Origin of the sequence: Mycolicibacterium sarraceniae, assembly GCF_010731875.1 — a bacterium.
In the GTDB taxonomy this organism is placed as follows: Bacteria; Actinomycetota; Actinomycetes; order Mycobacteriales; family Mycobacteriaceae; genus Mycobacterium; species Mycobacterium sarraceniae.
In genome coordinates, this window is record NZ_AP022595.1 from 2,880,138 (window position 1) to 2,891,523 (window position 11,386).

Genomic DNA, 11,386 nt, shown 5'->3' on the forward strand with positions numbered 1-11,386 from the left:
CGCTGACATCAACCCGCAGCTCTACCTCGAAATGAGAGATACATGCCCAATGTGGTTGTGACGGGCGGGTACGGCTTCGTCGGATCGCATCTTGTCACGGCGCTGCTGGAACGCGGTGACTCGGTCACGGTCTTCGACTTCGCGAAGAACACCCGCGATAGCAGCATCGATTTCGACCAGTATCCCAACTTTCGCTTTGTTCAAGGCGACGTCACCGATCTTTCCGCTCTTGAAGCGGTCGTGACACCCGAGACCGACAGGGTTTTCCATCTGGCTTCAGTGGTGGGCGTCAACAGATACGTCGAGGATCCGCTGCGCGTTGTCGATGTCAGCGTGATCGGCACTCGCAACGTTCTCGAGCTGAGCCGTCGGCACGGGGCGCGGGTGGTTTTCACCAGCACGTCGGAGGTGTTCGGAAAAAACCCGGCCACGCCGTGGCGCGAGGACGACGATCGTGTGCTCGGTTCGACCCGAACCGCACGGTGGAGCTACAGCACCAGCAAGGCGATGGCTGAGCACATGGTTTTCGCGATGCACGACACCTACGGGCTGCCGGTGACGGTTGTGCGTTTCTTCAACGTGTATGGGCCGCGGCAGAATCCGATCTTCGTCATCTCCAAGAGCATTCACCGGATCCTTAACGGCCGCGAGCCGCTGCTCTATGACTCGGGGGAGCAGACCCGGTGTTTCACCTACGTCGACGACGCCATCGCCGGCACATTACTTGCGGCTGACAGTGATTCGGCGGTCGGTGAGGTGTTCAACATCGGGAGCATGACCGAGACCAGCATGCAGGATGCTGTTGATTTGGCGATCCAGATCGCGAATGTCGATTCGGTGTCGAGTACCGCAGCCTTTGACACCGCTCAACGATATGGGACCCGCTACGAGGATATCCCGCGCCGAATCCCCGATTCGACCAAGGCACAGCGTGAGCTGGGCTGGCGACTTCAGGTTGACCTCGAGGAAGGACTTCGCCGCACCATCGACTGGGCGCGGGCCAACCCCTGGTATCTCGAAGGGTAAGGATCTGCATTGAAATTTGTCCTGGCGAACTGGGGAACGCGCGGCGAAGTGGAACCCTATGTCGCGGTTGGCCGCGAGCTGATTCGCCGCGGACATGACGTGCACATGGCCGTCACGCCTGAGATGGTCGCCTTCGCCGAGGCCGCGGGGCCTACGGCGGTGCGGTACGGACCGCCAATGGCGGGCGTCCTGGATCCGCACCGCGATTTCTGGCTCGGCTTATTCGACAAGCCGTGGACTCGGACCGGGGAACTGGGCCGGCTATCACGCGAGTATTCGGAGCCGCTCACCGAGAGCCGAGGGGAAGTCAGCGCGACTTTGACATCGCTGGCGAGTGGAGCCGATCTCCTTCTCACTGGCATGAATTTCGAGGATGTAGCGGTCAATGTCGCGGACTACTGCGGCATTCCGTTCGCCACGTTGCATCACTTTCCGTTGCGGGCGAACGGCCGTCTTCTGCCGGTTCTGCCGCCGCCGGTGGGCCGCTCCGTAATGTCGGCGTTCGAATGGCTGGCCTGGCGCGGGCCGAAGAAATCCGAGGATGCCCAGCGCCGCGAACTCGGTCTGCCCGTGGCGACCAGCCCTTGGCCGCGGCGGATCGCCGAACGCGGTTCGCTGGAAATCCAGGCTTACGACGAGGTGTGTTTTCCCGGGCTGGCGTCCGAATGGGCGAAATGGAACGGCCAGCGGCCGTTCGTCGGCGCGCTGACGATGGCGCTCCCGACGGACAACGACGACGACGTGACATCGTGGATCGCGGCGGGGGAGCCGCCCATCTGTTTCGCGTTCGGCAGTGTTGGGGTCGAATCTGCCGCCGACACCCTCGCCATGATCACCGGTGCTTGCGCGCAGTTAGGTCAGCGCGCGTTGATCTGCGCCGCTGGATCCGATTTCACTAACATTGGCGAATCCGATGGCGTCAAGGTTGTGGACGTGGTCAATTACGCGGCGATTTTCCCTGCCTGCCGCGCACTCGTGCACCACGGCGGCTCAGGCACCACCAATGCAGGGATGCGTGCCGGCATCCCTACTCTGATCCTCTGGACGCTGCCTGACCAGGCGGCCTGGGCGGCTCGGGTCAAACGTCTGAAAGTCGGTGCTGGGCGGCGCTTTTCGATGACCGTACAGGAATCACTGGTTGAGGACCTTCGCACAATTCTGGCCCCCGATTACCTCAGCCGGGCTCGAGGGCTGGGTGCTCAGATGACCACCGCCGCGGAGAGCATTGCGGCCGCTGCCGATCTTGTGGAACAGTTCGCGGGACGGGGAACAGTATGAGCGCCGACCCGGAAACGACGAACACCGATCGTGCAACCGCTGGCCGGCCCGGGCGTTTGATGAAGAGCGCTCCCAGCCTGGCGCAGGCATTCGATCCGCGGAACAACGCGCTGAACTCTTGGCGGTTGGCGCTGGCAACCGGGGTCATTCTGTGGCACTCCTGGCCGCTGACGGGTCACACAATGTCGTTTTCGCCAGCTCTGCGACTGCTCGGAGAAGGGTTCGTCGATGGGTTCTTTGCCATCTCAGGATTTCTGATCACCTGGAGCTGGTTTCGCCATCCGCGGCTGCGCGACTATTTCGTCGCACGCGCACTGCGGATCCTGCCCGGCCTCTGGATCTGCCTCATCGTCGTTGCGTTTGTCATCGCGCCGATCGCCGTGGCGATACAGCACGGCTCGGTGAGCAAGCTGCTGCTATCGCGTGCCCCGTTCGATTACGTGCTGAGAAACGGCTTGGTGGTGATCCAGGCCCAGAGCGATATCGGCGGGACACCCAGCGAGATCCCCTGGCCGGGCTCGTGGAACGGCTCTCTGTGGACCCTGCAGTTCGAGGTGCTGTGCTACTTCACCGTCGCTGTTCTCGGGGCCACCACACTGCTGCGACGGAGATGGGTGATCCCCGTGTTGTGGGCGGTGGCGCTGTTCTTCTCGATACAGCTGCCGTCATTGACAGACTTGCAGCCACAGCCAACGCCGGCGCCATTGGACTTCGCGACCAGCCTGCTGATTGAAGAGAGCAATCTTGCCCGCCTCTTTCTCATGTTCTTTTCCGGAGCGCTCATTTATCACTTCCGGAACGTAATCCCCGCCCGCTGGTCGCTCGTTGCGTTGAGCGTGGTTCTTGTTCTGGGGGCCAGCGTGATGTCCAATTACCGCTTGATCGGTGCGGTCCCGCTGGCCTACGCACTCCTCGCATCGGGCGCGCTCATTCGCAGCAAGCGATTGAATCTGCGCACCGACTTGTCCTACGGCGTGTACATATACGCGTTTCCGGTGCAGCAGTTGTTGGTCATCTGTGGGCTTTTCGTCCTGAATCCCTTTGTGTTCGCCACGATTGCCGCCATCGTCACCCTCCCGCTTGCCGCGCTGAGCTGGTTTCTGGTTGAAAAGCGTGCGCTGTCCTGGAAGTCACGCCTTACCCAACGCGACACGGCCCCTCCCGCCGAGCCTCGGCCCGGGTAAGGATCAGTCCGGTGCGAGGCCGGGCTGATCGGCGATCCAAACCAGCAGGGCCCTCAGTCCGTCCTTGAGCGCCCAGGTCGGCCGCCAATCGAGATCGTCGATGGCCGACTCGATATCGCATCGCGCTGCGCGTACGTCGCCGTCCCGGAACTTCCCGCCGACGACTGGATCAGGCGCGCCGCAGATCGCGGCGAGTGTGTTGGCGAGTTCGTGGATTGTGGTTGGCACACCTGAACCGATGTCGACCGCACGCGCTGGTGCCGCGGGTTTCTCGACGGCAGCGAAGAGCGCCTCGACCACGTCGTCGATATAGACGAAATCGCGCAGGATCCGGCCATCTTCGTAGACGTCCAATACCTGGCGCTGTAGGGCCAGTCGGGCGAAGAGGGCGACAATTCCGGTGTAGGCATTGGTCAGCGACTGGCCCGGTCCGTAGACGTTCTGCAGGCGAAGCACGCTGCACGTGGTGTCGTGAGCGGCGGTCCAAGCGGTCAGGATGTGCTCTTGGGCGAGTTTGGTCGCGGCGTAGATGTTGGTCGGTCGGGGGTCGGTGCTGCCCGCACGACTCGGCAGCGGCACGGCGGAATCACCCGTCGGGCCTTGCGGATCCCAGAGACCGGCCATTAGGTCAGCATGGCTGCGGGGGGATGGATGGAAGGTGTGAGTGCCGGACCGCCATGCGCCTTCGCCGTAGACGGCCCGTGAAGAGGCGAGCACCAGCTGTTCGGGCACATGTCCCGCGCGGGTGAGGGCATCAAGGAGCTGCGTCGTTCCAACCACGTTCACTGAACCGTGCCGAGTCGCCTCGGACAGTGACTGCGCCGTTCCTGTCTCCGCCGCCAAATGGACGATCTGGGCGGGCTTGAACAGCCTAAGCGTGGCATCCATGTCGGGTGCGTGAGTGATGTCGCCGATGAACATCCGCACTGACTGTGGTAGGTCGAGTGTGGCGTGCTCGCCGTGCACCTGCGGGTGCAGCACGTCCAGCACAGCGACGTCGTAGCCGGCCTGAACGAGGCGGCGTGCGAGTGCGGACCCGATGAAACCCGCCCCGCCGGTGATGAGCACCGATGTAGACAAGGGACGACACCTCCGGTCGATCTTTTGGGCCGCTGGGCCCGATGTATGTGGTCAGTTGTTGGCGAGTGCGCTGTCAGCAAGTGGGCCCATCACCGGCGCCAACGCCCGGGAGTATTGCAGCGTCAGGTGACTCGTGTCGAAGTAGACCAGAGAGTTGCCAATGATCACCGGGCACTGGTCGGTGGTGCAGAAAAGGTCTGTGAGATCGACGTAGTGACCGCCACCGGCAGTGGTCGCGGCTGCCTCCGCTGCGATGCCGCGCTGGTTGACCGCGGCCGACCTTGAAGGTGAGCAGGCGCTCCCGTCGTCCATATTTGCGGCCAGGCAATTTGGCACGAAAGACCCAGGGTTCGGGACGGGTCCTAGCACCATCACTTGAGCTCCAGTATCGCGCAGCTGTCCCACCAGGCGCGTCAGGCTGTCCTCCCACGCCTTGTCAAACGGCGTGAAACCGATCTGGAAATTGCTATCCGAAACATAGCCCCGCCAGACACTGAGCACGACCAGTTGCGGGTGCTCGGCTCGCAGTCGAGCGAGGATCTCGGCGCGCCACTGCTCGCAGTGCCGAATGCTCTCGACAAGCCCGGGTAGATGCTTGGCAATCGGTACGTCCACCAATGGGCAACCTTCCTTGGCCATCGTCTGCAGCCGCCGGTGCCGCTGGTCAGCGACCCGTTGGAAGGCCGGATTCCACTGTGCGGCATGCGAATCGCCGACGAGGGCCACTGTGGTCGCCGACGCCAGATCACCCGTCGTGCACTCGGGCTGCCCACCCTCCTTGTCTCCGCGCAGGCAGCCTCCGGGTAACGGGCCCTGCTGGGCCGCCGCCGCCTCGGCAAGCGGCGGGTCGAGGTTCGACGGTACGCGCTGGACGTCAACGGACGCCGCGACTGCGGCTTGCACTTGGGCGAAGGCTTGGCGCACCGCGGCGGTGTAGACGGCGGGGCTCGCGTCCGGCGGTACCGGCGCCGTACTGACGGCCAGCGGCGCCGCCATTCCGCCGTGCCCGACGGGCGTCGTCGCAACCACCACTTTCAACAGCCCCAGCCCGACGCACACGGCGATCGCAGTGGCGAGAGCGCCCAGTCCCAGACTGCGCCAGGGGGAGTTGCGCAAGCGGGGGGCAAAGCGCAGGGGATTCTCGAGGAACCGAAGCGTGAGGACGGCGAGCCCGGCGGCCAGCAGCGCAGCCAGAGTCCTGCCGGTCAGACCCAGCGGGTGGCCCACCACCAGCGGCGCAAACACCAACACCGGCCAATGCCACAGATACCGCGAATACGAAATCCGGCCGGTGGCCTGCATCAGTGGCAGTCCGAGCAGCCGCCCGCAGCCATCCGTCGGCAGTGCGCAGCCGGCGACGATCACCAGCACTGCGCCCACGGTCGGCAATAAAGCGGCGATTCCCGGATACAACACCTCATCGTTCAACCAGGTGCAGGCCAGCACGACCAGGCCCAGCCCAGTCCAACCGACGACCACCGAAGTGCGGGCAGGCAACCGGCGCCAGCGGTATGCAGTGAGGGCCACCAGTCCACCGAGAGCCAACTGCCACGCGCGGGTGGGCAGCGAGAAGAAGGCCGCGGCGGCTGCCAGGTAGGTGACCACCAGTGACAGTGCGCAAGGACATGACCGCGACCAGGGCTAGGACGATCAGGTAGGGGCGGGCCAAGGAGGTGGCTTGTGTCCGGGTGCGCCGGCGTACCAGCCGGATAAGCCATGCGGTGGCAATGATCAACGCCGGCCACACCAGGTAGAACTGCTCCTCCACACCGAGCGACCAGTAGTGCAAGAACGGCGATGGCGCCTGGCCATGATTGAAGTAGCTGGTGTTCTGAACCGTGAACCAGTAATCGCTGACGTACAGCGCACTGGCGATGCCGTCAACGATGGCTGGTCTGGCCTGTATAGCGGGCAACAACACTGACGAGGCGATCATCGTGACGACACCGACCGCGGCCGAGGCGGGCAGCAGCCGACGGGCCCGCGCCCCGTAGAACCGGCGCAGGCCGACTGTCCCGCTGGAATTTGCTTCGCGCCAAAGCACCCCGGTGATCAGGAAACCCGAGATGACGAAGAAGACGTCCACGCCGACGAACCCACCGGCGAGTCCGGGCACCTGCGCGTGGAAAAGGACCACAGCCACTACCGCGATGGCGCGCAACCCCTCGATATCCGGGCGAAATGGTGACCGCTCAGAGCCTCGGTTCGGGACCTCCTGGGGAGGGCGAACGCTGTCAGCCTGGGTCAAGGGCACCTACTCGGAATGAATGCGGAACGTGCTGGGGATTGAATGCGGAACGCGTCGTAGAGACGTGGCATTTTCACACCTCTCCCGGCCAAAAATGGGGGATTCGATCAATTGGTGTTGATTCGCCGCCTGTTCATCGAGTTTTGCCCGCGGCCCCGGTGTCAGCTGTGCTCGTTGATCCAGTTATTAGTGAAGCGCAATGTTGCCGGAATGCTCTCCGCCAGGCCAGCGCCGATGGTCTTTTCCACAGTTCCGCCTACAAACGGGATCTTGACCTGGACTTGTATTGCAGAGCGTAGTTGCGAACCGGTGGTCGTCGGCACCAACCAGTTCTTTGCCTGGCTGGATCCCAGCCCCGCCGCCGAGAGGGTGCTCTCACCCCGCGCGTGACCGTCATCGACTGGTTGCCACGTTTCGCAGTAGACGAGTTTTAGGTCTGCGCCGACAACCCGGGCGACGGGCGCGGGCAGCAGTCGCCGCCCCAGCTGTTGAATGATGCGCACCGTCACAATGCCGTCGTCGTCGACGACCAGTGAGTCCAAGGTGGCGCTTTCATCGCCGGCCACCCGGGCCTGCCAGTAATCCGCCCGGGCGAAGGCCGCGCGGATTTGTTCCACGCTGGCAGCGGAATCGGAAACGACGTCGAATGAGCGCGGCATAGCAGAGGATTGTTACCTGAGCGCGCTCCGTCGCGATACCGAACGCTGGGATTTTTTTGCACTGTGGACGGTATTAGCCCCTTTCGCGTCGGTCGGCCGACCGCGTTCCCGCAGGCAGGAACGCGATTTGCCTATTCTGCTGACGGCGCGGAGTCAGGCGGTATTGTCTGTCTCCGACCAACCACCACCCAGTTAGCCAGTTAGCAGGTTCAGGTGACACGCGCATCTCGACGAGCCCAGCCCATTCAGGAATCGGGCGCTGGCGCGGTCGCGGGAGTTGATCGGAAGACGGTCGAGCGAACGACTATTCATCGTGTCTGGAAAGCGATACTCGTCGGCATCGCGGTCCTCGTAGCGATCGCATGTTTTTTTGCGCCAGTAGTGCTGGTCGTGATTGGTGTAGTTCTGATACTGCTGCTGGGGGGCCGCTTGTTTTATCGAAACAGGGACCGGTACATCCCCAATTTGTACGCCCGGGATATCAAGGTTTACGACGAGGCGTATCGCGCGTTCATCCACCGCTCGCTCGCGGATCTGAGACGGTGCAAGATCGGCGGGCACACCCTGCTCTGGGAGGCATCGCAACTCGCTGCGCCGTCGCCGCAGAATGCCCGGGAACTCTTGCTCGACTTGGGTGTCTGGCTCGGTTGGTCGACCCGCTTGGCGGCTGATGCCTCCGGACGCACGGTTTACGGTTTCGACACTTTTGAGGGTCTTGTCGAAGATTGGCAGGTTGATGACCAGATGGTCATCAAGAGCGGAACATTTTCACTGAGCGAACCCCTAGCCCAGCGCCTGATGCCCGATACCGGCGTGACGTTGGACGCCGACGGCCTGCCGGCCGCACTGGGGCGAAACGTGCAATTTATCAAGGGGATGACGTACGACACCCTGGCACCGTTCCTGGCGAGCAGACCGGATGATCCGATCCGGCTTTTCCACATGGATCTGGACACCTACGAGAGCTGCCAGCATGCGTTGGAGGCCTGTAAGGACCGCTTTGTTGAAGGGTCGATCCTCGTCTTCGACGAGTATCTGGTCACCAACGCCGAGATGCTGGCCTTCTACGAGTTCCAGAACAAGTATCAGCTGGAGTGGCGGTACCGGGCCTGGGGTCTCGAGATGTGGGAAATGAACGTCGAGATGGTCACTTCGGCATGGAAGCGCGTGCCCTACTACTTCCTCGCGGTTGCCGTGTATTGGGTGATCGGGAACGGTAATTTCGCGTGGGCGTTCTTCAGCAAGCGCTTCTGGCGGTTCTGGCTTGGCGCACCGACAGGCGATATCGGCTTCATGCTTGGTGCGGCTGGGCAGCGAAAATCTGTCAGCCTCGAAATCACGGGCCTGGGCACCCTCGACCGGACCAACCAACGTAATAACAACCCGGACAAGTGAAGGGACACCGTTAGGTGGATATCAATAGCGGATTGGTGCAGCTGGCCGACGCGCTGCCGGGGGTCAACCGGATCCGATCGGTGCAGCGTGCGCTCGAAGGGCGGCTGCGCCCCGTCTATCTCGAGATCGGTGTGTCACGGGGGCAGGCGTTCCAGAAGATCGGTGCCGACGTGAAGATCGCAGTCGACCCGGCGTTCCGGATCGCTCAGCGCACCCGCGAGATTGCCGACGCCAGGGCACGCGTCACCCGTTACTTCGAGATGACCAGCGACGACTTCTTCAGCAACCACGCGGAATTGCTCGAGCACAACCCCGTCGACGTTGCATTGATCGACGGGCTGCATACCTATGAACAGGTGGTGCGCGACGTCGAGAACACCCTGCGCTACCTAAAAGACGACGGTGTCATCTTCTTGCACGACTGCAACCCGCCGTTCGAGCTGGCCGGTCGCCGTGCGGAATCGTGGGACGAGTTTATGAAGTCGCAGTCAGGGCCGGTGGCTATCGGTATCTGGAACGGCGATGTCTGGAAGGCGATCGTTGAGCTGCGCAGCACCCACGACGATTTGGTGGTCGGCGTTCTCAAGTGCGACCAGGGCGTCGGGTTCGTTCGGAAAGGCAGACCAGAGTCGACCCTGCCCTACACGGTCCAAGAGGTCGCGGCGTTGACCTACGCAGACCTCAAGGCCGACCGCAAGCGCCTGCTGAACCTGAAGCCACCGCGCTACCTCAACCAGCTTCTCGGCGAGGTGGCCGCGACGTAACGGTGAAATTCGTACTGGCGACCTGGGGCAGTCGCGGCGATATCGAGCCCATCCTTGCGGTCGGTCGCGAATTGGTGCGGCGAGGGCATCACGTGCAGATGGCGGTGCCCCCCGATCTCGTGGCCTTCACCGAGGCGGCTGGTCCTCAAGCGGTCGCGTTCGGTCCCGATTCGAAGTCGGTCCTCGACGCCCACCGAGATTTCTGGACCTGCTTCTTTCGCAGCCCGTGGAAACTCCGCGAACTGATCAGATCGCGGGTCGAGATCGCGGGACCGCTGCTGCGGGGATGGCAGGACATGAGCGCGACGCTCATCTCGATGGCCGAGGGGGCGGATCTGATTTTCACTGGCATCAACTTCGAAGATGCCGCCGCCAACGTTGCGGTGCGTTATGGCGTCCCGATGGCCACGTTGCATTACTTTCCGTTGCGGCCCAACGGCCAGGTGCTGCCGTTCCTGCCTGCCCGATTGGGCCGTGCGGCTGTGACCGCGTTCTGGTGGATGTCCTGGCGCGGGACGAAGAAAGTGGAGGATGCCCAGCGCCGCGACCTGGGCCTACCGCCGTCGAAAGGTTCAGCACCGCGGCGGATCACCGAGCGCGGATCGCTCGAGATCCAAGCCTACGATGAGGCGTGCTTCCCCGGACTGGCACAGGAGTGGGCGCGGTGCCGTGAGCAGCGACCGTTCGTCGGAACCCTGACGCTGGAACTCTCCTCGCCGGACGACAGTGAGGTTGCGGACTGGATTGCCGCGGGCACTCCACCCATCTTCTTCGGTTTCGGCAGCATCCCGGTTGAATCTCCGAGCGAAACGATTGCGATGATCGCCTCAGCATGCAGTCGGTTAGGAGAGCGTGCGCTGGTTGGCGCGGCCGGGACCAACTTCGGCAACGTGCCGCAGTTCGACCACGTCAAGCTCGCCGGCACCCTGAACTATTCGACGGTTTTCCCCGCCTGCCGCGCGGTCGTCCATCACGGCGGTTCCGGGACCACACCCATCGCCATGCGAGCCGGAGTGCCTCAGGTGATTCTCTACTGGGATATGGCTCACGCCGTCTCAGGAAGCTCCGTCAAGCGGCTGAAGGTAGGGACAGCGCGCCGATTTTCGACGGCTACTGAGGAGTCGCTGGTCGCGGACCTGCGCACCATCCTGGTGCCGGACTACGCCGATCGTGCCAAAGCCCTCGCCACCCGGATCACCGAACCCGCGCAGAGCGCGTCGGCGGCCGCCGATCTGCTCGAGAGATTCGCGCGCTCCACGCCCGGGCGCTGACTCCATCACTAATGGCCGTCGTTTTTGTCGACGGCTGAAACGTCGCCCCAGCTAACCGTCGCGAAGTTGACGGCGGCGCAAGAAATGAGAGAAACCTGAGGTCACTTCTATCGCTGGAGTGGCGCCGCACGTGTCGTGACGAATTGGGTGACGGGGGTCACACTCAACTTCGTGACATGGGTCATACCCGGGAAGTATGGTCTAGAACTTGCTCTACCCAATCGACTTCACGGTCTGGAGACGCGGTGACCATAAATCCGTTCGACGATGATGAGGGCAGCTTCTTCGTCTTGGTCAACGACGAGGATCAGCACAGCCTGTGGCCAGCATTTGCTGATTTGCCAGCAGGGTGGCGGGTGGCGTTCGGTGAAGCTGATCGGGCCGCGTGCATAGAGTACATCGAACAGAACTGGACCGATATCCGGCCGAAGAGTCTGCGCGAGAGATTGGCTCTGGGCGGAGCATCTGGATAAGTGGATCT

9 protein-coding genes and 1 pseudogene are annotated in these 11,386 nt (G+C 63.0%); 7 read left to right on the forward strand and 3 right to left on the reverse strand.

Annotated features, from left to right (window positions below; translation table 11 throughout):
• Positions 1 to 42: 42 nt before the first annotated feature.
• From G6N13_RS14395 to G6N13_RS14405, 3 genes are read left to right on the forward strand one after another with little or no spacing between them, the layout of a single operon-like run.
• Positions 43 to 1,026 (forward strand): NAD-dependent epimerase/dehydratase family protein, encoded by a 984-nt coding sequence (locus tag G6N13_RS14395; RefSeq protein ID WP_163698016.1) that lies wholly within the window; start codon positions 43 to 45, stop codon positions 1,024 to 1,026.
• Positions 1,027 to 1,035: 9 nt separating this feature from the next.
• Entirely contained in the window at positions 1,036 to 2,304 is a 1,269-nt protein-coding gene (locus G6N13_RS14400) for a glycosyltransferase (protein WP_163698019.1), read from the forward strand.
• Complete coding sequence (locus G6N13_RS14405) at positions 2,301 to 3,488, forward strand: acyltransferase family protein (RefSeq protein ID WP_163698021.1); 1,188 nt, start codon at positions 2,301 to 2,303, stop codon at positions 3,486 to 3,488. The genes G6N13_RS14400 and G6N13_RS14405 overlap by 4 nt, the downstream gene beginning before the upstream one ends.
• 3 nt (positions 3,489 to 3,491) lie before the next feature.
• On the opposite strand, the gene G6N13_RS14410 is transcribed toward G6N13_RS14405, so the two are convergent.
• The 3 genes and pseudogenes from G6N13_RS14410 to G6N13_RS14420 all read right to left on the reverse strand — a co-directional run bounded on the left by G6N13_RS14410 (position 3,492) and on the right by G6N13_RS14420 (position 7,475).
• The gene (locus G6N13_RS14410) at positions 3,492 to 4,556 is read right to left on the reverse strand and encodes an NAD-dependent epimerase/dehydratase family protein (RefSeq protein ID WP_163702120.1); all 1,065 of its coding nucleotides are present in this window, start codon (positions 4,554 to 4,556) and stop codon (positions 3,492 to 3,494) included.
• Positions 4,557 to 4,619: 63 nt separating this feature from the next.
• A pseudogene (locus G6N13_RS14415) lies at positions 4,620 to 6,822 on the reverse strand (acyltransferase family protein).
• Positions 6,823 to 6,977: 155 nt separating this feature from the next.
• Complete coding sequence (locus G6N13_RS14420) at positions 6,978 to 7,475, reverse strand: DUF2505 domain-containing protein (protein WP_163698023.1); 498 nt, start codon at positions 7,473 to 7,475, stop codon at positions 6,978 to 6,980.
• A 327-nt stretch (positions 7,476 to 7,802) separates the two neighbouring features.
• Here G6N13_RS14420 and G6N13_RS14425 point away from each other — a divergent pair, with 327 nt between their 5' ends.
• From G6N13_RS14425 to G6N13_RS14440, 4 genes are all read left to right on the forward strand, one after another.
• Positions 7,803 to 8,870: a class I SAM-dependent methyltransferase gene (locus G6N13_RS14425; RefSeq protein ID WP_163702122.1), complete on the forward strand. Its 1,068-nt coding sequence runs from the start codon at positions 7,803 to 7,805 to the stop codon at positions 8,868 to 8,870.
• 14 nt (positions 8,871 to 8,884) lie between these two features.
• The gene (locus G6N13_RS14430; RefSeq protein WP_163698025.1) at positions 8,885 to 9,634 is read left to right on the forward strand and encodes a class I SAM-dependent methyltransferase; all 750 of its coding nucleotides are present in this window, start codon (positions 8,885 to 8,887) and stop codon (positions 9,632 to 9,634) included.
• A 2-nt stretch (positions 9,635 to 9,636) separates the two neighbouring features.
• Positions 9,637 to 10,905, forward strand: coding sequence for a glycosyltransferase (locus tag G6N13_RS14435; protein WP_163698027.1), 1,269 nt, complete (start codon positions 9,637 to 9,639; stop codon positions 10,903 to 10,905).
• Positions 10,906 to 11,150: 245 nt separating this feature from the next.
• Complete coding sequence (locus G6N13_RS14440) at positions 11,151 to 11,378, forward strand: MbtH family protein (protein ID WP_163698029.1); 228 nt, start codon at positions 11,151 to 11,153, stop codon at positions 11,376 to 11,378.
• Positions 11,379 to 11,386: the final 8 nt, after the last annotated feature.